The organism is Slackia sp. (genome assembly GCF_977041755.1).
Genome location: NZ_CDRRGL010000019.1, coordinates 1 through 20,824 on the forward strand (window position 1 = coordinate 1; position 20,824 = coordinate 20,824).

General features: G+C 59.6%; 23 protein-coding genes. 13 read left to right on the plus strand and 10 right to left on the minus strand.

Annotated features, from left to right (window positions below; genetic code table 11):
• A partial coding sequence (locus ACWI8T_RS02895) for an aldo/keto reductase (protein ID WP_449137872.1) occupies nt 1-451 on the minus strand: 451 nt, incomplete at its 3' end.
• Nucleotides 452-502: 51 nt separating this feature from the next.
• A complete protein-coding gene (locus tag ACWI8T_RS02900; RefSeq protein WP_449137873.1) occupies nt 503-661 on the minus strand; it encodes a hypothetical protein in 159 nt (52 codons plus the stop codon).
• 299 nt (nt 662-960) lie between these two features.
• Between ACWI8T_RS02900 and ACWI8T_RS02905 the strand changes: the two genes are divergently transcribed.
• From ACWI8T_RS02905 to ACWI8T_RS02920, 4 genes are all read left to right on the plus strand, one after another.
• Nucleotides 961-1,950: an aldo/keto reductase gene (locus tag ACWI8T_RS02905; RefSeq protein WP_449137874.1), complete on the plus strand. Its 990-nt coding sequence runs from the start codon at nt 961-963 to the stop codon at nt 1,948-1,950.
• A gap of 6 nt (nt 1,951-1,956) precedes the next feature.
• On the plus strand, nt 1,957-2,664 hold the full coding sequence (locus ACWI8T_RS02910; RefSeq protein ID WP_449137875.1) for a dihydrofolate reductase family protein: 708 nt from the start codon (nt 1,957-1,959) through the stop codon (nt 2,662-2,664).
• On the plus strand, nt 2,661-3,662 hold the full coding sequence (locus ACWI8T_RS02915; protein WP_449137876.1) for an alpha/beta hydrolase: 1,002 nt from the start codon (nt 2,661-2,663) through the stop codon (nt 3,660-3,662). Before ACWI8T_RS02910 ends, ACWI8T_RS02915 begins: the two co-directional genes overlap by 4 nt.
• A 118-nt stretch (nt 3,663-3,780) precedes the next feature.
• The gene (locus tag ACWI8T_RS02920) at nt 3,781-4,230 is read left to right on the plus strand and encodes a flavodoxin family protein (protein WP_449137877.1); all 450 of its coding nucleotides are present in this window, start codon (nt 3,781-3,783) and stop codon (nt 4,228-4,230) included.
• Nucleotides 4,231-4,479: 249 nt separating this feature from the next.
• Here ACWI8T_RS02920 and ACWI8T_RS02925 read toward each other — a convergent pair whose 3' ends face one another.
• From ACWI8T_RS02925 to ACWI8T_RS02940, 4 genes are all read right to left on the minus strand, one after another.
• Nucleotides 4,480-5,004, minus strand: a complete 525-nt coding sequence (locus ACWI8T_RS02925) for a prolyl oligopeptidase family serine peptidase (RefSeq protein WP_449137878.1) — start codon at nt 5,002-5,004, stop codon at nt 4,480-4,482.
• A 519-nt stretch (nt 5,005-5,523) separates the two neighbouring features.
• Nucleotides 5,524-6,318, minus strand: coding sequence for an EFR1 family ferrodoxin (locus ACWI8T_RS02930; RefSeq protein ID WP_449137879.1), 795 nt, complete (start codon nt 6,316-6,318; stop codon nt 5,524-5,526).
• A gap of 42 nt (nt 6,319-6,360) precedes the next feature.
• Nucleotides 6,361-7,005, minus strand: coding sequence for a flavodoxin (locus ACWI8T_RS02935; RefSeq protein ID WP_449137880.1), 645 nt, complete (start codon nt 7,003-7,005; stop codon nt 6,361-6,363).
• Between the two features lie 46 nt (nt 7,006-7,051).
• Nucleotides 7,052-7,900, minus strand: a complete 849-nt coding sequence (locus ACWI8T_RS02940; protein ID WP_449137881.1) for an aldo/keto reductase — start codon at nt 7,898-7,900, stop codon at nt 7,052-7,054.
• A 207-nt stretch (nt 7,901-8,107) separates the two neighbouring features.
• Between ACWI8T_RS02940 and ACWI8T_RS02945 the strand changes: the two genes are divergently transcribed.
• Nucleotides 8,108-9,025 (plus strand): LysR family transcriptional regulator, encoded by a 918-nt coding sequence (locus ACWI8T_RS02945; RefSeq protein ID WP_449137882.1) that lies wholly within the window; start codon nt 8,108-8,110, stop codon nt 9,023-9,025.
• A 140-nt stretch (nt 9,026-9,165) separates the two neighbouring features.
• Here ACWI8T_RS02945 and ACWI8T_RS02950 read toward each other — a convergent pair whose 3' ends face one another.
• Complete coding sequence (locus ACWI8T_RS02950; RefSeq protein WP_449137883.1) at nt 9,166-9,606, minus strand: MerR family transcriptional regulator; 441 nt, start codon at nt 9,604-9,606, stop codon at nt 9,166-9,168.
• Nucleotides 9,607-9,711: 105 nt separating this feature from the next.
• On the opposite strand from ACWI8T_RS02950, the gene ACWI8T_RS02955 reads away from it, so the two are divergent.
• The 5 genes from ACWI8T_RS02955 to ACWI8T_RS02975 all read left to right on the plus strand — a co-directional run bounded on the left by ACWI8T_RS02955 (nt 9,712) and on the right by ACWI8T_RS02975 (nt 13,353).
• Entirely contained in the window at nt 9,712-10,251 is a 540-nt protein-coding gene (locus tag ACWI8T_RS02955; protein WP_449137884.1) for a flavodoxin family protein, read from the plus strand.
• Between the two features lie 63 nt (nt 10,252-10,314).
• Nucleotides 10,315-11,079, plus strand: a complete 765-nt coding sequence (locus tag ACWI8T_RS02960) for a carboxymuconolactone decarboxylase family protein (RefSeq protein WP_449137885.1) — start codon at nt 10,315-10,317, stop codon at nt 11,077-11,079.
• Nucleotides 11,080-11,081: 2 nt separating this feature from the next.
• Nucleotides 11,082-12,053, plus strand: a complete 972-nt coding sequence (locus ACWI8T_RS02965; protein WP_449137886.1) for an alpha/beta hydrolase — start codon at nt 11,082-11,084, stop codon at nt 12,051-12,053.
• A 148-nt stretch (nt 12,054-12,201) separates the two neighbouring features.
• On the plus strand, nt 12,202-12,729 hold the full coding sequence (locus ACWI8T_RS02970) for a flavodoxin family protein (RefSeq protein ID WP_449137887.1): 528 nt from the start codon (nt 12,202-12,204) through the stop codon (nt 12,727-12,729).
• A 69-nt stretch (nt 12,730-12,798) separates the two neighbouring features.
• Nucleotides 12,799-13,353: a DNA methyltransferase gene (locus tag ACWI8T_RS02975; protein WP_449137888.1), complete on the plus strand. Its 555-nt coding sequence runs from the start codon at nt 12,799-12,801 to the stop codon at nt 13,351-13,353.
• 220 nt (nt 13,354-13,573) lie between these two features.
• Here the strand turns inward: ACWI8T_RS02975 and ACWI8T_RS02980 are convergent, their stop codons facing one another.
• Nucleotides 13,574-14,740, minus strand: coding sequence for a response regulator transcription factor (locus ACWI8T_RS02980; RefSeq protein WP_449137889.1), 1,167 nt, complete (start codon nt 14,738-14,740; stop codon nt 13,574-13,576).
• Nucleotides 14,741-15,480: 740 nt separating this feature from the next.
• Between ACWI8T_RS02980 and ACWI8T_RS02985 the strand changes: the two genes are divergently transcribed.
• Nucleotides 15,481-16,929, plus strand: coding sequence for a flavocytochrome c (locus tag ACWI8T_RS02985; RefSeq protein WP_449137890.1), 1,449 nt, complete (start codon nt 15,481-15,483; stop codon nt 16,927-16,929).
• Between the two features lie 118 nt (nt 16,930-17,047).
• Here the strand turns inward: ACWI8T_RS02985 and ACWI8T_RS02990 are convergent, their stop codons facing one another.
• Nucleotides 17,048-17,665 (minus strand): LysE/ArgO family amino acid transporter, encoded by a 618-nt coding sequence (locus tag ACWI8T_RS02990; RefSeq protein ID WP_449137891.1) that lies wholly within the window; start codon nt 17,663-17,665, stop codon nt 17,048-17,050.
• A gap of 357 nt (nt 17,666-18,022) precedes the next feature.
• On the opposite strand from ACWI8T_RS02990, the gene ACWI8T_RS02995 reads away from it, so the two are divergent.
• The gene (locus tag ACWI8T_RS02995; protein WP_123219162.1) at nt 18,023-18,343 is read left to right on the plus strand and encodes a rhodanese-like domain-containing protein; all 321 of its coding nucleotides are present in this window, start codon (nt 18,023-18,025) and stop codon (nt 18,341-18,343) included.
• Nucleotides 18,344-18,413: 70 nt separating this feature from the next.
• On the opposite strand, the gene sdaAA is transcribed toward ACWI8T_RS02995, so the two are convergent.
• On the minus strand, nt 18,414-20,084 hold the full coding sequence (gene sdaAA, locus ACWI8T_RS03000) for an L-serine ammonia-lyase, iron-sulfur-dependent, subunit alpha (RefSeq protein ID WP_449137892.1): 1,671 nt from the start codon (nt 20,082-20,084) through the stop codon (nt 18,414-18,416).
• Nucleotides 20,085-20,201: 117 nt separating this feature from the next.
• On the opposite strand from sdaAA, the gene ACWI8T_RS03005 reads away from it, so the two are divergent.
• Nucleotides 20,202-20,824 (plus strand): DHH family phosphoesterase (locus ACWI8T_RS03005; RefSeq protein WP_449137893.1); only part of this gene is annotated, 623 nt, incomplete at its 3' end.

Below are 20,824 nucleotides of genomic sequence, written 5' to 3' on the forward strand. Positions count from 1 at the left end.
GCTGCAGCAGCCAGCGCAACACGACCTGGGCGACCGTCTTGCCGTGCGCCTCGCCGATGCGAGCGAGGACCTCGTTGCGGAAGAGGTCGTTTCTGCCCTCCGCAAAGGGCGCCCAGCCCTCCATGGCCACCTCCTTGCCGGCCATGTACTCCTGCGCCTCGCTCTGCTGGAAGAACACGTTGCACTCGACTTGGTTCACGGCGGGGGCGATGCGGTTGAACGAGATGAGGTTTGCGAGGTGATCGGGGTAGAAGTTAGCTGTACCTATGGCGCGGATAACGCCCTGCTCGTAGAGCTCCTCCATGGCGCGCCACGCGCCGAAGACGTCGCCGAATGGCTGGTGGATGAGGTAGAGGTCAACGTAGTCGAGCCCCAGCCGCTTGAGCGACGCGTCGAAGCCGTGCTTGGCCCCCTCGTAGCTCGCATCCGACATCCACAGCTTAGTCGTCACGAACACCTCGTCGCGCGGCAGGCCGCTCGCGCGAACGGCGGCCCCGACTGCCTACTCGTTGCCGTAGCTCGCGGCCGTGTCGAGCAACCGGTAGCCGACCGAGAGCGCGTCCTCCACGGCGCGCTGGCATTCCGCGGCGTCCGGGATCTGGTACACGCCGAAGCCGAGCTGGGGCATCCTGACGCCGTTGTTCAAGGTGATGTAGTCCATGGTGCCTTCCTTTCTCGCAACTTGACGTATCCACCGTACGAGGGACGCCGCGCCGGCGGAAGTTTCCGTTGGTGAGGGTCCTATAACGCTGGGGTGCGCACGGGGTTATAACCCGCGGGTTCAGGGCACCGCACCAAAGGGGGATTCCGCCGAGCGCTTCGCGGTCGTACGCTTGGCGATGAGAGAGCACAAGCCACCGACAGGGGGTGTGCCTAACGGAGTTCGATGAACGGGCGGACGCGGGCGCGCGGTCCGGCTTCGCAAACAAATGACGGATATCATAGACAGGGAGAACAGGAATGGACAAGCGCGTTTTGGGAAAGAGCGGCATCGAAGTCAGCCCGCTCGGCATGGGCTGCATGGGAATCACGCACGCAAGTGGAGACCCGATGCTCGACAACGAGGCCGTGAGCGTCATCCGTCAGGCCCACGAGATGGGCTATACCTTCTTTGACACGGCGGAGTGCTACGTTGGCACGTGCGCCGACGGGACCGAGGCGCACAACGAGGACGTGGTGGGCAAGGCGCTCGCGCCCGTGCGCGACGAGGTTGTCATTGCCACCAAATTCGGCGTCACGCACGCCCCGGACAAGACCATCCTCGTGGACTCGCGCCCCGAGGTTATCCGTATCTCGGTGGAGAATAGCCTGCGCCGGCTGCGCACCGACCACATCGACCTCTACTACCAGCACCGAATCGACCCAAAGGTCGAGCCCGAGGTCGTTGCAGGCACCATGGCAGACCTCATCAAGGAAGGTAAGATCCGCGCCTGGGGAATCTCCGAGGCGACGGAGGAGTACCTGCGTCGCGCCGATGTGGTGTGCCCCGTCTCCGCCGTCCAGAACCGCTACTCCATGATGGCGCGCTGGAACGAATCCCTGTTCCCCGTGCTCGAGGAGCTGAATGTCGCCCTCGTGGCATTCTCTCCCATGGCGAACGGCTTTCTGACGGGCGCGTACAGCCACAACACCAGATTCGAGGGCGCCCAAGACTACCGCGATGGCATGCCGCAGTACACAGAGGAAGGCGAAAGGCGCGCCGAGCCCCTCATGCGGTTCGTTCGCGAGCTGGCTGAGCTGCACGCAGCGACGCCCGCCCAGGTCTCCCTTTCCTGGATGCTCGAGAAAAAGCCCTACATCATCCCCATCCCGGGCAGTCGCAAGCCTGAACGACTGCTCGAGAACCTCGGCGCCGCCGAGGTCGGGCTCACCGACGATGAGGTTGCCAAGGTCGACGGGCTGCTCAACGGACTCGACCTCATGGTATTCGGCGGGCACGCGGTAAGGTAGGGAGCCATGAACATTAGACCCTATGTCGTCTGTCACATCTTTGCCGGGCTCAACGGCCGCATCGACGGCGCGTACATGCTCGACCCCGCTGCCTCGCCCGCACGCGCCGCGTACTCTCGCATGCAGGTCGAGTTCGGGGCGGACGCCGTGGCGTACGGGGCCGTGACCACGAAGGGCTTCGTCGGGTCGCGCCCCCTTGCGCTCGGTACCCACGGGAGCGCGCCCAAGGGGGACTTCGTGGCGCCTCACGCCGAACGATCGTTCTACGTCTCCGTCGATCCCGCCGGGGAGATTGCATGGGAGTCTGCGACCTATCGTCGCGCCGGCCGTGCGGACGCGCACGTCATCGAGGTCCTCACCGAGGCGGCGTCGCCGGCGTATCGCGACTATCTGCGAGAGTGCGGCGTCTCATACGTGCTTGCCGGCTCGCGCGGGCTAGACCTCCCGCTCGCCCTGCGCAAGCTGCGCGAGCTTTTTGGCATCGAGCGCCTGCTCGTGTGCGGCGGCGGAAAGACGGACATGTCGTTTCTTGCCACGGGCGTGCTTGACGAGCTGAGCCTCGTTCTCTCCCCGACGGTCTCGGGGGAGTCCGAAACGGCTTCCGTCTTCGACGAGATGCCTCGCTCAGCCGGCGGTTCGCACGCATTCTCGCTCGAGCGCGTCGAGCGCCTTGCCGGCGACGGCCTCCATCTCGTCTATCGAGTGCAGCGATGATGTCGCGCCGTTCGTTTCTGGAGGCTGCCGCGTGGTTGGCCGCGGCGGGCAGCCTTGCCGGCTGCTCGTCGGACGGGACCGCCGGGGTCGCGCGCGGCTCCGCTCCGGGCACGGTCACGGCGGACACTCCCATCTACGACGTCATCAACAACCCTTTGTTCGATGGCTACGGGCGGCTGCTCTTCCCCACAACGCTCCATCCGCCGACGGAGGATATGGCGCTCGACGACCTTTCCGCTTGCCTGCCGTGGTACTCGGAGATCCATACGAGCACCACGGTCGATGTCGTCAGCTATCTGCTGTCAGAGCGCGCAGCGGAACGGACGGTCTTCTACGACATCTACACGGATGCCGAGAAGGCCGCCGACCCCTCGCTCGCGAACACGGGGCTCTTCCGCTTCGCTGCCGAGGGAGTGGGCGGCGCGTCTGCACCGTTTGCCGTGGTAAGCGCGGGCGGCGGATTCGCCTACGTCGCTGCCATGCACGACTCCTTCCCGCACTGCCTGCACCTGGCCCGTTCCGGCGTCAACGGGTTCGCGGTCATCTACCGGCCGGACGCGCAGCTCGCCTGCGAGGACTTGGCCCGCGCCGTCTCCTTCATCTTCGAGCACGCCGACGAGCTCGGCGTGGACACGTCGGGCTATTCGCTGTGGGGCGGCTCGGCCGGTGCGCGCATGGCGGCATGGGTCGGCGGCTACGGCCCGGCCGCCTTTGGCGCGCCGGCAACGACGCCCCGACCCGCGGCGGCCATCATGCAGTACACCGGCATGAGCGAACTGACGGGTGCCGACCCCGCGACCTACGCCTGCGTGGGTGATCGCGACAGCATCGCCAGCTGGCGCACCATGCAGGCGCGTCTCGAAGTGCTCTCAGCAACGGGCGTGCCCACGGAGTTTCATGTTTACGAAGGCCTGAGCCACGGCTTTGGCCTGGGTGTCGACACCGTGGCGGAGGGCTGGATCGACGATGCCCTCGCGTTTTGGAAGGCGCAGCGATGAGGATGGCAAGACGTACACACCCCACGGTTATAAGCTGCCTACGAGCAGGAACTTCTCACCGGATCTTCTCACGCCTATGGTAAAGGCGGTATCAGACAATACGTAAGGAGTGAGACGTATGATTCTCTTCATCAACGGAAGCCCCAACAAGGATGGCAACACGGCGCGCCTGGCGCGCGAGCTCATCGGCGATCGTCCGTACGAGCAGCTGAATCTTGCCGAGCACAAGGTCTACGGCTACGGCCAGAGCTACGGCGACGATGACTTCGAGGACGTGCTCGCGCGCATCGGGGCGGCGGACACCCTGGTCGTGGGGTCGCCCGTCTACTGGCACAGCCTCTCCGGCATGCTGCGCAACCTGCTCGACCGCTTCTACGGTCCGGTGCGCGAGGGCAGTATGAGCGGCAAGACGCTCTATTTCGTGTTCCAAGGTGGCGCGCCCACGCGCGAGATGCTCGATTGGGGTGAGTACACCATGAAGCGCTTCGCCGCGCTCTACGGCATGACCTACGGCGGCATGGTCGACAACACGCACGAGGCAAGAGCGCTCTCGAAGAAGCTCGCGTAGTCCCGACTTGCGTAACTCAGTTCGGCGGCGGTGGGCCCGTGAAGACGGAGGCCCACCGCCCCTTTTCGTTCGCCTAGCGTATGATCGGACGGGTGCTGCGGACGACTACCCGCATGAGCAGGGCACCCAGAAGTGCGAAAAGCGCCATGACGCACATGTGCTCGAGCAGGTAAACCGGTAGCGGGACGCCGGCGGGAAGCACGAAGGGCATGCGCAGCGTCCTTTGCGCTGCGCCCTTTGCTTGCCGCGTCATGAGAACAACCATCCCATGATGTCCTCGTCACGGGCAAAGAGGTAGCCGCCCGCTCCGTGCTGGCCGGCGTTCTCGCCGAAGCCGTGTTCGACGAAGTAGCTCGTCGGCTTCACGTCGAGTGTTACGAGCTCGTCGATGCGGCTGTCACCGAGCCCGCAAGCCCGGTAGGCCTCTCTCATGCGCTTCGCCGCCTCGCGCGCCGGTTCGGAACCGTAATAGTCGTCGTTCTCGCCGATGGCCATATACACGGGAACCTCGGCTGCGGTGAGCGTCTCGATGTCGCCGTCCCAGCGCGAGATGGTGTGAAGCGCGCGGCGGTAGAGCTCGGGGCGCGTTCCCAAGACGATGGAGACGGTCTCGCCGCCGCCCGAGCATCCGCTCAGATACACGCGGCCCGCATCGATGCTGTAGGCGCCGAGCAGCCATTCGGTGAGCTCCACCACGTCTGACGCCGATTGCTCGCCCCAGTCGTCGAGCTGGGGCGAGGCCACGATCATGTCGGCGATGTAGTCGTTCGCCACGAAGGGGTAGTCCTCCTGAAGATTCGCCCCCACGCCTTGGAAGTAGAGCCCCTCCCAGCCGGGGCAGGCCACGTAGAGCGCATGGGGTACGGACCCGTCGTAGGAGTCCGGCACATGGAGCGAGAAGTGCAGCGTCCTGCCCGATGGCGTCTGCAGGGCGTCGTCAACGACGAAGCCGCGGTCTGTCTGTGACCCCTCCGTGAGGACGTAGCCGCCAAGCTCACGGGCATCCGCGGCCTCTCCGGGGTCTGAATCGCCACCTTTCGACGCCACTGAATCCTTCACCGCAGAGCATCCGGCAAGAGCAAGAGGCGCCGAGGTGGCGAGTGCAAGGAAAGTCCTTCTCGTGACATTCATGCCCCAACCTCCACGAGCCGGTAACCGCGGCTGCCCAGCTCGCCCGCAGCGAGCGCGGCAGTCTCGATAAAGGATCTGCGTGAAAGATGGCTCACGTGCATAGTTCTTCTTTCTGAATGAATCAAGCCGAAGCCGCAGGCTTTCGGCATGGCGAGAAGTGCATCAGTGGCCGCTGTTGGCCTCTTGCAGCTCGGCAAGGGTCACGTGCTCGTTGCGGAAGCGCGCCGCGGGGTTCTTGTCGCCCGCCGCGCAGGTGATGGCGTGCGCAGGACAGGCGTGCATGCAGGCGAGGCAGGCGTTGCAGCCAAAGCCCGCCTGCGCGTTACGGACAGCCTTGCCGCCCTCGAGCGCGATGCAGTCAGCCGGGCACACCTTTGCACACACCCCGCATCCTATGCACTTCTCTGAATCAACGGTTAGGAATCCGACCAGCGCCGCCGGCTCGAAGCGCAAGCCCCGGCTCATGAACTGCTCGTGCGCCGCGCGGTCCTCGTCGGTCACCGGTTCGATCCAGCGGCGGCGCATGACCACGTCCGCGCGGATGCGCTCGAGATTCTCGCCTATCTTCTTCTCGGGGATGCGGGCGCGCTGCTCGTCCATGTCGAAGTTGGGCAGCCAGTTGTCCACCATGAGAAGCGTGGTCACGTAGGCAGGGTTGAGCCCCGCCGCCCGCGCGTCCTCCCGGCACAGCTCGACGGCGTTGGCGTGCCGGTTGCCGTAGGTGCAAACGAAGTAGAGGTAGGGCGTGTCGAGCGTCGAGCGCTCGAGGAACGTCTTCACCATGTCGGGCATCATGTGCCCGTAGATGGGATACACGATGCCAATCGTATCGTCCGCGTAAGCGAGCTCGCCCTCGCGGCGCAGCTCCTGCGGAATGCTCAGGACCCTTTCGCCCTCCGTGGCTAGCTCGCGCGCCACGTAGAGGCAGTTGCCCGTTCCGGTGAAGTATAGGATCATTTGAAACTCCCAGATTGTCAGCGGCCTGCCATCTCTAATTGCTTATGCCAGGCCGAGGCCGGCGACCCAATCACGAACCCCGGACTCGTCCACACTGGACGAGAAGCGCTGGCCCTCCTGCCACTCCCCGCTGCTCGCGGCCTCGGCGAGTAGCTCGCCGCTCTGGCCAAGGCCCGACGAGGAAGAGGTGCAGAACGGGACCACCGTCTTGCCGTCCCAGTCGTTGCCTGAGATGAAGTTGTCGATGGGCCAGGCCGCGTTGCCCCACCAAATGGGATACCCCACGAGCACGGTGTCGTAGTTCTCCCAGCCGTCCGGCGTGACCTGCGTAAGCTCGACGTCGCGCAGGCTCTCGTCCTCGTGCTCGCGCGTGACGCGGCTACTGTCGTCGGTCCAGTTGAGGTTATCGTCGGAGTAGGGCTCCGTAGGCGTCACCTCAAAGAGATCGGCGCCAAGCTCGTCGGCGATGGTCTGAGCTACGGCAGCGGTGTGGCCCTGTGCCGAGTAGTAGGCCACGAGGACGTTGCCGCCTGCAGCGGGCACGGCGGCGGGCTCGTCCTCGACAGTCGGCTGGTCCTCGGCGGCGGCTTGGTTGTCGTCACCCTGGCTGCAGCCGGAGAGCATCGTTGCGCATAGTGCGGCTCCGAGCAGGAAGTTTCTTCTGGTCACGGTCGGGTTTGCGGTCATGAGTCGTCTCCTTCGTTGGCTTGGTTGGGCCGTTATCGTCTGCGCGCTACTCCTGCGCGTCGAAATCGGGGCGCATGGCCAGGTAGCCCGCGAGTGCTTCCTCAGTGGCGGTGTAGTAGGTCATGGTCCCGTCGAGCTTGGCAATCTCGGCCATCTCGTCTTCGGCGAGGGAGAAGTCGAAGATGTTCACGTTGTCGGCGATGTGGGCGGGGTTCTTGGAGCCGGGGATGATGGAGGCGCCCATCTGCACGTGCCAGCGCAGGATTACCTGGGCCGGGGTCTTGCCGTACTTCTCGGCGAGAGCGACGAAGATGGGCTCCTCCAGAAGACCTTTGTCGCCGTGGCCGAGCGGGTACCACGCCTCGATCACCGTGCCGTACGGCGCGAGGTAGGCGCGCAGGTCGCGCTGGGCGTGGTAGGGGTGGCACTCAACGGTCGCGAGCTGCGGCTTGATGTCGGCGACCTCGATGACCTCAGCGATCTTGTCTTGCGGGAAGTTGGAGAGGCCGAGGGCGCGCACCTTGCCTGCGCGGTACGCCTCCTCCATCGTGCGCCACGCGGCTAGGTAGTCGCCTACCGGCTGGTGCAGGATGAGCATGTCGACGTAGTCGAGCCCCAGGCGCTGGAGCGTGGCGTCCACCGCCGGCATGCCCGCGTCGTAGACGCTCGGCCAGAGCTTGGTGGAGACGAAGATCTTGTCGCGTGCGATGCCGCTTTTGGCGATGGCACGGCCCACGGCGCGCTCGTTCATGTAGGCGTTGGCGGTGTCGATGTGCTCGTAGCCAGCCGCGAGCGCGGCGGTTGCGGCTGCCTCGGCCTCGGCCGGGGTCATGAGGAAGGTGCCCAAACCCTCGATGGGCATCTCTACGTCGTTGTTGAGCTTCAGATATTCCATGGCCTCCTCCTTAATGGCGACTTTTCGAATACAACGCTACGGCGTTTACTGACGTGCGAGAAATTCACGTTGGGATACCACCGTATGGTTTTGCCAACGATGCAGGAAGTCTCGCTTCGTGGTAGTGTTATAACCTTAAGGTGTGCGCTAAGGCGATCTTGGCGATTGCAGGGCGCGTGCGCGAGGCAGCGAGGTTAGGAGGATCCCGTGTACAACCCTCAGCTTGACACATTCATCAAGGTCGCCGAATCCGGCAGCTTCTCGAAGGCCGCCCAAGCCCTGTTCATCACGCCCACGGCCGTCATCAAGCAGATGAACCTGCTGGAGTCGCGGCTGGGCCTTACGCTGTTCCACCGATCGCATCAGGGGCTCTCGCTTACGCGAGCAGGCGGGTCGCTGCTCGCCGACGCCCGCCATATCGTGCAGTACTCCCAAGAATCAATCGCACGCGCCCGCATCGCCGAGCGCGGAGAGAAGCGCATCATCCGCGTGGGAGTGTCGCTCATGACGCCCAGCACGCCGCTCACGAAGCTGTGGCCGAAGGTGAAGGAACTTTGCCCCGACATGAGCCTTCAGGTGATCACGTTTGAAAACACGCCCTCGGCGGCGCGCGGCTTGGCGAACCTCGGGCAAGACATGGACGTCGTGGCGGGGATTTTCGATGATGCCTTTCTTAAAGAGCGCGGGTGCCTGGGCCTCGAGCTTTCGCGCGAGCCGCTCTGGTGCGCCGTTCCCGTCGACAGCGAACTCGCCAAACGCGACATCGTCACATTCGACGACCTCCACAATCGCAGTCTTATGCTTATACGCCGGGGTTGGAACGCCGAAATCGACCGCGTGCGCGACGAGATGCTCTTGCATCATCCTCAAATCGCGCTCGTGGACTTCCCGCAATATCGGGCGGAGGTGTTCAATCGCAGCGCGAACGAGGACCTCGCGCTTGCGACGCTGCCGTTGTGGGCCAGCGTCCACCCCATGCTCAAAACCGTCCCTACCGATTGGGGCTGTCTCGTGTCTTACGGGCTGCTTCATTCGCCGCACCCCGCCGACCATGTGCGGGAGTTCCTCGATGCGGTGTCTGCCGCGCTCGAGACAAAGCATCTGATATCGTCGAGTACCGTCTGATGCTGTTTCGGCGTCGCCATAGAGCAAAGCCACCAGCGAAAAACGGGAATAACGGCCTTTGGACCCTCTGGTTCGGAGACTTTCTTTTCGTTCTGCTCGAAAAGAGCTCCTTGCCGGAGTCCCATGGGTAGCGAACGGCTTTATCGAGCGTGTGCGTTCTCGTAGGCGCTTTTGATTTCTTCTGGCAAATCGTCGGGAATTAGCGCCTTCAGCCTGTCCTCGCCGCCATCTTGAATCGCCTGCTCGTAGTACCAGCATTTGAACTTCAACATATCCAGCGCACGGTTCATGTTCGCGATTTCCGATTCCATGTGGGCCTTCCGCTCCTCGAACATGGCCTTGCGCTTGGGATAAGTGGACGGGCCCTCGGCGCACCATTCCATGAACAGCCGGATGTCCTTGATCTCCATCCCAGCCTTCTTCAGGCATTCGATGACCCGAAGCGCCTCGAGTTCCGTATCGCCGAATCGGCGAATGCCGGACGTCCGCTCCAATCCTGGGAACAGCCCCTGCTTGTCGTAATACCGCAGCGTGGAAACGGGCAGACCGAACATCTCCGCCACCTGTCCGATTGTGTACATGGCCCCTCCGGACAAATCTCGAATTTACTCATTGACCTAAAGTTATGTTTAGGTATTACCTTTATTTTCGTCAATATAAATCGCGAGTTCAAGGGGTATTCCGTAATGAGCAAAACAGTTTTGATAGTCTCCTCAAGTCCTCGAAAGAATGGCAATTCCGAGACGTTGGCGGATGCCTTCGCCAACGGTGCGCAAGAAGCGGGCCACAGCGTGGAGACCGTGCACCTGCGCGAAAAGCAGCTCGGCTTCTGCAGGGGCTGCCTTGCCTGCCTGAAGCTGGGGTACTGCGTCATCCAGGACGATGCCATAGAAATTGCCGCCAAGATGCACGATGCGGATGTGTTGGTGTTTGCAACGCCCGTCTACTACTACAGCGTCTGCGGCCAGCTCAAGACCATGTTGGACCGCGCCAACCCACTCTTCGGTTCCGATTACGCATTCACCGAGGCGTATCTGTTGGCAACGGCGGCGGAGAGTGGGCGCTCGACCTTCGACGGCGCGAAGAAGGCGGTGCAAGGATGGGTCGACTGCTTCCCCCGCTGCACACTTGCCGGAACGGTATTCGCCGGCGGCGTGAACGGCGTGGACGAAATCGCCGGGCACCCCGCTCTTGAGCAGGCGCGACGAATGGGCATGGAAATCTAGGCGGGCTGCTTAGTCGCGCGGAAGCAGTTTTGCGCTCAAAACCATCGACAGGAGGAATCAAACATGACGATTAAACAGACGGCGGGCAGAGATGCCCTGGGGGATTTTGCCCCCAAATTTGCACAGCTCAATGACGATGTGCTGTTCGGCGAGGTGTGGAGCCGAGAAGACGGGCTCTCCCTTCGAGACCGCAGTGTGGTGACGGTTGTGGCCCTAATGGCGCAGGGCCTGACGGACTCCTCGTTCCAATATCATCTGATGTCCGCAAAGAACAACGGCGTGACCAGGGCGGAGATAGCGGAAATTCTTACGCACGCGGCGTTTTACGCGGGCTGGCCCAAGGCATGGGCGGCCTTCCGCATGGCGAAGGAGGTCTGGGCGGATGACGATGCCGCCGACGCAAAGGCCGAGCACCAAAACGAGATGGCCTTTCCCATCGGCGCGCCCAACGACGAATTCGCGAGGTACTTTATCGGGCAAAGCTACCTCGCGCCCCTTTCCACCGAGCAGGTCGGCATTTACAACGTTACGTTCGAGCCCGGCTGCCGCAACAACTGGCACGTCCATCACGCCAAAAATGGCGGCGGGCAGATCCTCGTCTGCGTGGCTGGCCGAGGGCTTTACCAGGAATGGGGCAAACCGGCACAAGAGCTGCGCCCTGGCGATGTAGTGAATATTCCCGCGGGCGTAAAGCACTGGCACGGTGCGGCGCCTGACAGTTGGTTCTCCCATCTCGCGGTGGAAGTTCCTGGTGAGGAGACCTCCAACGAGTGGTTGGAGCCCGTGGAGGACGAGGAATACCTTAAAGCGACTGACAAGCAGGCTTAGGCATGGAGCAGTTGAAACTGACGCAGGAATGGGACAAGGTATTCCCCAAAAGCGACAAGGTTGAGTACAGCAAGGCGACCTTCCATAACCGATATGGCATCACGCTGGCGGCTGATGTGTACGTGCCGAAGAACGCGGAAGGCAAGCTGCCTGCTATCGCCGTCAGCGGTCCGTTTGGCGCGGTGAAGGAGCAATCGTCCGGCCTATATGCGCAAAAGATGGCGGAAATGGGCTTTTTCACGCTTGCCTTCGACCCGTCCTATACCGGCGAGAGCGGCGGTACGCCCCGCTATGTAGCATCGCCGGACATCAACACCGAGGACTTCTGCGCAGCGGTGGACTTCCTCTCGGTACAGGAAAACGTCGATCCGGAGCGCATCGGCATCATCGGTATCTGCGGTTGGGGCGGCATGGCAGTCAATGCAGCAGCCATCGACACCCGTATCAAAGCTACCGCGGCTATGACCATGTACGATATGACCCGCGTGACCGCCAACGGCTATTTTGACGCCGAGGACTCTGAGCAGGCACGCTTTGAAAAGCGGAAAGCGTTGAACGCGCAGCGCACCGAGGACTATAAAAACGTCAGCTATGCGCTGGCGGGCGGCGTGGTCGATCCGCTGCCGGAGGACGCGCCGCAGTTTGTAGCGGACTATTACGCCTACTACAAAACTCCGCGAGGCTACCATCCCCGCAGCCTGAACTCCAACGGAGGCTGGAATGCGACGTCTTCGCTGTCATTTTTGAATATGCCGATTTTGCAATATAGCAGCGAAATCCGCTCTGCTGTGTTGCTGGTGCATGGCGAGAAGGCGCACTCCCGCTATTTCAGTGAAACTGCGTACAGCAAGCTGACGGGGGACAACAAGGAATTGCTCATTATCCCCGGCGCTAACCACACCGACCTTTACGATCGGATGGACATCATTCCGTTTGAAAAACTGAAAGCATTCTTTGAGGAATATCTGAAATAAGGTGTGCCTTGATTCAATGCCAAGTCTCCAGCAACGATTCTTCTAAAGAGTGGGAGTAGCTGAAACGAGGCGATTGAATAACTCCATGCGTTTTGGTTAAAACAAAATAATATGCCGCGCGCCTGCGGCATGAAGGGGGGAGATTTCTATGAATATCGTTGTATTGAGTGGTAGCCCGCGCAAGGGCGCCAATACCGACACCATGGTCGAGGCGTTTGCCGAGACCGCGCGTGAGGGCGGCAATACGGTCGAGGTCGTCCGCGTTGCCAGCAAGAAGATCGCCTGCTTAGGATGCCGGTACTGCTTTGCTCATGAGGGCACCTGTGTGCAGAAGGACGACATGGCCGACGTGATCGAGCCGCTGAAAGACGCCGACATGGTCGTCTTCGCCTCGCCTATCTACTGGTTTGATATCACCGCGCAGGAGAAGGCTGCCATCGACCGCCTGTACGCCTTTGGTGCCACGGGATTCCCGTTCACCAAGACGGCCCTTTTGCTCGATAGCCACAGCGAGGGCGTCTATGATGCGGCGATCGCTATGTACAAGTCAACCTGCGCGTACTGCAAGTGGGAGGACCAGGGCATTGTCACCATCAGCGGTATGACCGAGCGCGACAGCATGGCATCGTCGCCCAAGTTGGAAGAGGTGCGAGAGCTCGCTCGCAAGCTCGCCTAAGGACAAGAGGAGCGCATGGCAATCAGCACAAGCGGAAAAGCTTGCTGCCCTCACCAAGAGGATTGCTGATTGCCATGCATAGTTGCTGACATTTTCTTTTGCAACTTTTGCTGGCTGCGCGGCGCTGGCTATCGCAGGAAAGTCGAGCGTTCAACCAAGCTGACCGATTCCGAAAAATCAAATGCGTATGCTGCCCTTGCTAAGATGCTGCACCTCGTCGAATGTGGCAAAGTGTCCGATTTCAGCATGGTCTTACGCGGGGAAATACGTACTGCCCATAGAAACTCTACTGGGTCGTCGGCGGGTGAGAAGGAGCTTGCTGAAAATGGATTCCACTTTATAAAGTTCAAGAGGAATAGCGCACTGGTATCCGATGTCTGGAATGTCTTCCCTGAAGATGAGCACAGCGGCGAATACCACTATGCTTCCTTTCCCGAGGATCTTGTGAAAAATCCTATTGCGCTCACTTGCCCTGAAGGTGGAATCGTTCTCGATCCTTTCGTTGGCACGGGCACGACGTGCAGGGTGGCTCAGGAAATGGGGCGCAAGTCGGTTGGCATTGAATCGTCTGCCGTGTATATGAAACTGGCCAGGGAGGGGTGCAATGGGAATGCGTCGTTCTAATGAGTGAGTCCGTTTCATTTCTTGCGGTTGTATGCCCCGTTGGCGCATTTCGGTCGGCCTTGCGCCGCTCTTGACAATTTGGGACATAAGGCAATTCCGCTAGCTTGAGTTGAACGGTACGCTGCGGCTTTAGGGGGAGTGCGAATCTTATTCTTGAGATTGATCTCTCTGCATCGTTCCTCTTGTAGCGAGAGGGTCCACTATATATCTGCGGAGCCTCTTACTGGGTTCTTACGAGGTCGATAAGTTCTTGCTTCGAATGAACCTCCAGTTTTTGGTACACATGACGAATGTGCATCTTCGCGGTGTTTCGCGATATGCACAGGTCGTTTTCTATAGTCGAGATATCCCTGCCGAGCGACAGGAGTCTAAACACTTCGATCTCGCGCGGGGTAAGTTGGCATGTGTGCGCGATAGCTTCAAGTGCGCGCTCCGTGTTGCCGTCGCATATGGCATCGAATTCCATATGCGACGTTGTGCTCGTTTGTGCTTTTATGGGCGCAAAAGGCTTCTGGCGAAGTTCTGCATGCGTATAGTCCAAGTGTTCTTGACTGGCTTCGTTTTCGTTGCGGCCGTATGTATTGTTCCCCATGCCAATGAGCGTTGCGGTTTCTTCGAGCGCGGCAACTCGACTGTCGGTTTCACGTGCGGTTGATCCCTTTCCGATTTGGACAAATGCTTCCGTCGAAGCGCGTCCTAGGAACAGCGCAATCATGAAATACACGAAGACGACGACGAGCGAGCCTGCCTGAATTGCGCTCGCGTCTGCATTGGAAAGGACGAGCATGCTTCGAGCGATTAACGCGCCCAGGAGATGACCGAACGCAACGCACAGGCGTGCAAACGCGGCTGCCACAAGCGTTTTTCGGCTTTGGCGTGCGGCGCTCGCCGCCATTGCCCATGCTGCCGCTTCTAAAACGGTGGTGCCTAAGCTTGCTAAAATCGTTTGGCAATCTGGAACGGTAGAGTTGATGAGCGGAGCCACGAGGAAGGCTGCTGCAACGCATGCGAGACCGACGCTCAGAAGGTTTGGAAGGCTTACGTGCGCATCGGTCGGAATCAAAAGGATGCAGAACGCGACAAGGGCGATGGCGATAAAAGGCGACGCGCTTAAAGCGTCGTTGGTTTGTAGCCCCGAGCGCAAAAAACCAAGCATGAAGGACGTGCTTACAAGTATGGCGAGGAATGGTCCCGTGAATACGTTTCGAAAGGGGGGGCTGGTTGCGTGATTCGCTTGGTTGACTCTTTGCCACTTGGGTGCCCGAGGGCGCGTGGGCTGCCTCAGGCGCTTCTGTGCATAAAAGCGCAGCGATGCAGATGATTGCAACAGCGCAGAGGGCGAACCCTGCGCATATGCCAATGAGGGGATGCCAGAGCTGTTGGACATTAATCGAAGATAGTATCGACTGAGCAACGAACGCGCCTGAGATGCCTATAAGCGAGGCTTTCGTCGAATCGGCCTTATTAATGCGTGAATAGCAGCACACCAAGGCAATGGTGAGCGGGGCTCCAAAGAGCTTCATGGCGAAGCCGCATGCCAAGGCAAGCGCGCCTTTGGCTCCGTAGATGAATCCGAGCGAGCCCGCAAGCGATATGAAGAGGCATGCCGTGCTGCATGCAATCAGGCGCGCGGCTCGCTTTCTGGCGGTTTCGCCATTGCCATCGAAGATGCTCGGTTCCCTGATAGCAATGGCGCATGCAACGAGGTAGACGCAGAGCGATACGATGCGCATCCAAAGCGTTGTGTAGGGCGTGCCCGAAAGCGCGGCAACATGCGCATCGATTGACCAAATCCCTCCGAATGCGCATGCAAGTCCAGCTGTTGCGCATGCTGCTTTCTGTCTTGAACTCATGTAATCCCTTCCAACGCCTTCGGCCTTTCGTGCTGAAGTGCGTTCAGCAGTATAGTCGTTTTGAAGCTTTGGCGCTTTGGCTATGGGTGTTCATAGGGGTGTAAGAGATGTTATGCAAGCTATTGAACTGGGTAAACGTTAAAACACCCAAATTGGGCGTAGACGATAAACCTATGGAATATCTAGGATAATGCTCGCTTAACGGGCGTGAAGGGCTCGCTAAGGAAGGTTCAATGCGTAATGAACCAGAGGGAATCATTAGGAGGGATTTCTTATGGCAATGCAAATTTCACGTCGAAATTTTGTTGCAGGCGCGGCAACTGTTGGTGCGATGGTTGCTTTTGGCATGGCGGGCTGCTCCAGCAAAGGTGACGGCAAGGCAGAAAGCAAGGCCGAAGAATACGACATCGTTATCGTGGGTGCTGGTGGAGCGGGCATGTCTGCTGCCATCGCGGCGCATGATGCAGGCGTTGAGAAGGTCGTCGTTCTTGAGAAAGAAGGCAATGTCGGCGGCAACACGAATTTCTCGTCTTCGGGCATGAACGCTTCCGAAACGAAATTCCAGAAGGCTCAGGGCATCGATGACTCCAATGAGCTTTTTGCCCAGGAAACCTTGGATGGCGGTCACGATACCGGCAATCCGGAGCTCGTCCACTTCATGTGCAATAATTCCGCCGGAGCTATTGATTGGCTTGATGGTTTGGGCATCACGCTTGACAACATCACGATGACGGGCGGCATGTCGGTGAAGCGCTGCCATCGCCCGACCGACGGCTCTGCTGTCGGCAAGACCATCGTTCCTGGTTTGCAAAAGGCCGTTGAGGATCGTGGCATCGAAATCAAGACAAATTGTGACGTCAAGGAGCTCGTGCAGGCCGACGATGGATCGATTACCGGCGTGAAAACCGACAAGGGCGACTACAGCGCCAAGGCTGTTATTCTCGCCGCAGGCGGTTTGGGCTCCAATCCCGACATGATTACGAAGTATCGTCCCGACCTTGAGGGGTATGTTTCCACCAATCAGCCTGGCGCTACAGGTGATGGCTACGCAATGGCCGAAGCGGTTGGCGCACAGCTGATTCAGATGGATCAGATTCAGATTCACCCGACTGTCGAGCAGAGCTCTTCTATGCTGATAGCAGAGGGCCTGCGCGGTGGCGGCGCAATTCTGGTCAACTCCGAAGGCAAGCGCTTCTTCAATGAAATGAGCACGCGAGACAAGGTCTCTGCTGCGGAGCTTGAGCAGCCGGGTAAATTTGCGTGGGAGGTTTTCGACCAGACCGTTTACGACAAGAATAAAGCCGCTGCGAACTACGACAAGAGCGGTCTTGTGAAGAAGGGCGACTCGGTCGAGGCTTTGGCTAAAGAAATCGAGGTTGATGCAGCTACCTTGCAGGCGACCATCGATGCCTACAACAAGCTCACGACCGAGGGCGCAACCGATGAATTCGGTCGTACTCAGGGCATGATCGAATTCCAGCCTGGCAATATGTATGCCATTAAGGTTGCTCCTGGCATTCATCACGAGATGGGCGGCATTAAGATTAATGTCGACAATCAGGCTCTTGGCGAAGGCGACGAGCCGATTAAGGGCCTGTATGCTGCGGGCGAAGTAACGGGCGGCATTCATGGCAACAACCGTATTGGCGGCAATGCCGTTTGCGACATCACGGTGTTTGGCAAGAATGCCGGCGAGGTTGTCGCAAAGGCCATTCAAGGCTAACGACAAGACTCGCTATTTCAATACACCCTCCCTTTGGCGGGGCTCGCATATGCGGGCCCCGTTTTTTGCTAGCGGTTGGGCCGTTGTGCCGGTGGCTGCTGTTTTGTGGGGGGGCGTTTTATCCGAAAATCATTCGCGCTAAATCGAAAAGCAGCTTTGCTCCGTAGCAAATGATCACAATGCCGCAAAGGCGATTGAGCCAGGTAAGGGCACGCGTATTGATTTTGACTCCGAGCAAATTCGACGCAATGGCAAGGCTGTTGAACCAAATGAAGCTTGCCGACGTGAAGCCGAGGATGAAGGGAAGGTCGCCGCCTGCCGGTAGCGTTGCCCTGAATGCCCCTAACATCATGGTGCCATCGATGAGGGCTTGTGGGTTGAGCCATGTCACAACGAATGCGGCAGCGATGATCTTCAAGAATGGCTGGTTGACGTCTTTGCCGCCATCCAAGCTCGCTTCCGTTCTAATAAGGCCTATGCCTATGTATATAACCAGCAGGCCGCCAAGCCCCAGCATGATTTTCTTAAGCCACGGAAACGCATCCATGAGCGCCCCGGCTCCCAAGAAACACGTAACTCCCAGGGAGATGTCCCAGAACACAACTACCAGAGACGTCGCCAGCGCTCGACCGAACGTATGACTTAACGCGCTGTTGATGACGAAGAGGTTCTGCATGCCGATAGGGGCCAAAAACGCCAGGCCCAACGATAATCCTTGAAGAAAGACAGGTAGCATGCTCAAACGTTCCTTGCTGTTTGGGGCTGATAGGCATCAACCTGTTAAATGCTCGTAGCGTTTAACAGGTTGGCGGGGAGTTGGGGTTTCGGATAGGCAGGCCTTGCGGGCAATGGAGAGGGTGTCGGTGCCTGATGCGTCGCGATGGGTCCATGCCGGTTGCCTGGTTGAGCAGAAAATAACAGGGGTTGTGTCGCTCTGGCCCATCCAGATTCTGCCGTTTTAAAGCACGAGAACCTCCTTACAAATGACTGTAATATTGGTATTTTACCAGTGGGCTATAGTTTAAATCCAACGTCGGCATGCAAACGTGTCGCCGCTTTGCGAGGGCGTTTGAAGAAAGATGAGGAGCACCGCATGAGCTTTATAGACTTGATTACAGGAGCCACTATTAACAGGGGCGTTGACCGATGGCGCGCGACCGATGGCGCGGTTTTAATCGATGTACGTAGTGAAGAAGAATATGGACAGGGCCATATTCCCGGGAGCGTCAATATTCCCCTTAACGACATTAAGCGCGTGCTTCAGGAATATCCGGAAAAGGAGACTCCGATTTTCGTCCATTGCCTCACGGGGTCGAGAAGCGGTCAAGCGCTCTCGTTTTTGAAGCGTTCGGGTTACACCAAGGTTGAGAATATCGGCGGCATCACGGGCTATAAAGGGGAAGTGGTTCGCTAGCGTTCCTGTGCGAAAAAGGCGAGACAGATGTGTTAAATGCTACGAGCATTTAACACATCCTGTTGGTTTGCTAGTTCATGCAGCCTCCGCAGAATGCGCATGCGGAAGGCGTTGCGGCAAGGCCGCCGAGTGCGCTTTCTCGAAGCTCGAAGGGAAGGGAATTGCCCACGCGCCGCATGGCTTCAACGGTTTCGTCGAAGTTCGCGAGGTTGCCAATGCCCGCGAGCGCGATTTGCGCCGATACGATTGCGTTGGCGACGCCCGTGGCGTTGCGCTTCTGGCAGGGCGCTTCGACCAGGCCCGCGACGGGGTCGCACACAAGGCCCATGAGCCCGCAAAGCGCATTGCTCGCTGCGGCGAAGCATTGCGCGGGCGTTCCTCCGAAAAGCTCGCATGCCGCGCTTGCGGCCATGGCGCTCGCGGCGCCAACTTCGGCTTGGCATCCGCCTTCGGCTCCGGCAACCGTAGCATTCCTCGTGATCAAGTACCCAATTGCAGCTGCGTTCGCTAACGCGTTGATGAGTTCTTCATCGCTGAATCCATGTTCATCTTGCGCTGCTAAAAGCATTGCGGGCACGACGCCCGAAGAACCGGCCGTGGGCGCTGCGACAATACGCCCCATGGACGCGTTCGTTTCGAGCACCGCCATGGCATATGTGGTTGCGCGGCCGAGCATAGGGTCGGCGATGCATGCGTTGGCCGTGCCGCTATCCGTTTTGGCCTCGAGCTTCGAAAGCGCGGCTGCCTCTCCACCAATAAGGCCGCCCATCGAACGCACGGGCGATGTTATGGGCGCGGTTGCCGATTCGCGCATAACGGAAAGCACGCGTTCCAAATAGCGTCGCGTGTTGTCGACCGCGACGCCATCGGCTGCAAGCATGCACCGTTCGCGGCGGCACATTGCCTCCGAAATTGCGATGCCTTCATGTTCGCAATAGGCGAGCATTTCTGCCCCGCATGCAAAATCAAGTTCTTCAAAACGGGCGGCGGCTTCCTGCGGGGTGAATTCGGCGGCGAAACCTCCGGCGTTTTCCGCATTGCCTTTCACGGGGGCAACCGCTTCGCTCGCTCGATCGCTTTTCACAATGCGCACGTCGAAGATGTCTGGATGCTTCGCGATGCTTGCGGCCACGCGCTCGTCGATTTCGTCATCGGTTTGCATAATGGTGTAAGCGAGCTCGCCTTTTCGTTCGCGGAACAGCTTTGTGGTAGCGATATTTACGTCGAATACCGAAAGGCACGTCGCGATGTGCGCGAGAACGCCTGCCACGTCGCGTTGCTTCACGACGATGCTGTGATATTCGCCCGTCAGGCGAACGTCGATGCCGTTGATGCGCGTGATGACCGCCGCGCCTCCGCCAATGCTCTCTCCACGCATAGAAACATGAGAACCCGTGGAATCGGTGACTTCGATGCATACGGTGTTGGGATGGGGCATCGGCTCGTTCGGACGCGGCTCGAATGTGAAACTCAAGTCTTGTTGTTTGGCGATTTCGAATGAATCGCGAATGCGTTCGTCGTCGGCCGCCATGCCGAGCAGGCCTGCGACAAGGGCTTTGTCGGTGCCGTGTCCGCGATAGGTGTGGGCAAAGCTGCCGTATAGATGAAAGGCCACCTGGCGAGGTTCGCCCGCGAGCAAACGGCGGCACATGCTCGCGATGCGAAGCGCGCCCGCGGTGTGGCTGCTCGATGGGCCAATCATAATGGGGCCGATGATATCTCGAATGCCAAGAATCCTCATGTTTGGCCTTTCTGCTGGGAATTCTATGGGTCATTGCACACGAACGGGCTCGCGTGATTCTGCCATGGTACACTGTTTCGCTACGATTTGTATGAAGTGAAACAAGGAGGAAACCCTATGCCTTCGATTCTGGTGTTCGGTCACAAGAATCCCGATAACGACGCGATTTCGGCTGCGATTGGCTATGCCTATCTGAAGAATGAACTCGCCAAGAAGAACGGCGAAGATGTGACGTACGAAGCTGTTCGCCTCGGCGGCCTTCCGCCCGAGACCGAGTGGATTCTTTCCGAGAATGGCATCGAGACCCCGCGCCTCATCGAGGGTGTGGGCGAAGGCGATAAGGTGATTCTTGTCGACCATAGCGAGGCGCTGCAGTCTGCCGAGGGCCTCGAGAATGCCGAGATTGTCGAAATCGTCGACCACCATCGCCTGGGCGGCCTTACCACCGCGCAGCCGCTTCGCTACAACGCCATGCCTGTTGGCTCGACCTGCGCGATTGTTGCTCGCGAGTTCGGCATCGAGGGCATCGAAATGCCTAAGGCTATCGCTGCCGTGCTGTTGGGCGCCATGCTCACCGACACGGTGATCATGAAGTCTCCCACCACCACGAATTTCGACCGCGACATCATCGCGAAAACGGCTGAATTCGTTGGCGTTGACCCGGTGGAGTACGGCATGAACATTTTCAAGTGCCGCTCCAACCCCGCCGAGCTGCCCGTCGATAAAATCGTGAACGCCGA

Coding starts and splice junctions, on each gene's coding strand:
- ACWI8T_RS02960 (WP_449137885.1), top strand. CDS start 10,315: ATGACGATTAAACAGACGGCGGGCAGAGATGCCCTGGGGGATTTTGCC.
- ACWI8T_RS02930 (WP_449137879.1), bottom strand. CDS start 6,318: ATGATCCTATACTTCACCGGAACGGGCAACTGCCTCTACGTGGCGCGC.
- ACWI8T_RS02980 (WP_449137889.1), bottom strand. CDS start 14,740: ATGTCCAACAGCTCTGGCATCCCCTCATTGGCATATGCGCAGGGTTCG.
- ACWI8T_RS02995 (WP_123219162.1), top strand. CDS start 18,023: ATGAGCTTTATAGACTTGATTACAGGAGCCACTATTAACAGGGGCGTT.
- sdaAA (WP_449137892.1), bottom strand. CDS start 20,084: ATGAGGATTCTTGGCATTCGAGATATCATCGGCCCCATTATGATTGGC.
- ACWI8T_RS02950 (WP_449137883.1), bottom strand. CDS start 9,606: ATGTACACAATCGGACAGGTGGCGGAGATGTTCGGTCTGCCCGTTTCC.
- ACWI8T_RS02935 (WP_449137880.1), bottom strand. CDS start 7,005: ATGACCGCAAACCCGACCGTGACCAGAAGAAACTTCCTGCTCGGAGCC.
- ACWI8T_RS02970 (WP_449137887.1), top strand. CDS start 12,202: ATGAATATCGTTGTATTGAGTGGTAGCCCGCGCAAGGGCGCCAATACC.
- ACWI8T_RS02910 (WP_449137875.1), top strand. CDS start 1,957: ATGAACATTAGACCCTATGTCGTCTGTCACATCTTTGCCGGGCTCAAC.
- ACWI8T_RS02920 (WP_449137877.1), top strand. CDS start 3,781: ATGATTCTCTTCATCAACGGAAGCCCCAACAAGGATGGCAACACGGCG.
- ACWI8T_RS02985 (WP_449137890.1), top strand. CDS start 15,481: ATGGCAATGCAAATTTCACGTCGAAATTTTGTTGCAGGCGCGGCAACT.
- ACWI8T_RS02905 (WP_449137874.1), top strand. CDS start 961: ATGGACAAGCGCGTTTTGGGAAAGAGCGGCATCGAAGTCAGCCCGCTC.
- ACWI8T_RS02990 (WP_449137891.1), bottom strand. CDS start 17,665: ATGCTACCTGTCTTTCTTCAAGGATTATCGTTGGGCCTGGCGTTTTTG.
- ACWI8T_RS02965 (WP_449137886.1), top strand. CDS start 11,082: ATGGAGCAGTTGAAACTGACGCAGGAATGGGACAAGGTATTCCCCAAA.
- ACWI8T_RS02955 (WP_449137884.1), top strand. CDS start 9,712: ATGAGCAAAACAGTTTTGATAGTCTCCTCAAGTCCTCGAAAGAATGGC.
- ACWI8T_RS02915 (WP_449137876.1), top strand. CDS start 2,661: ATGATGTCGCGCCGTTCGTTTCTGGAGGCTGCCGCGTGGTTGGCCGCG.
- ACWI8T_RS02940 (WP_449137881.1), bottom strand. CDS start 7,900: ATGGAATATCTGAAGCTCAACAACGACGTAGAGATGCCCATCGAGGGT.
- ACWI8T_RS02900 (WP_449137873.1), bottom strand. CDS start 661: ATGGACTACATCACCTTGAACAACGGCGTCAGGATGCCCCAGCTCGGC.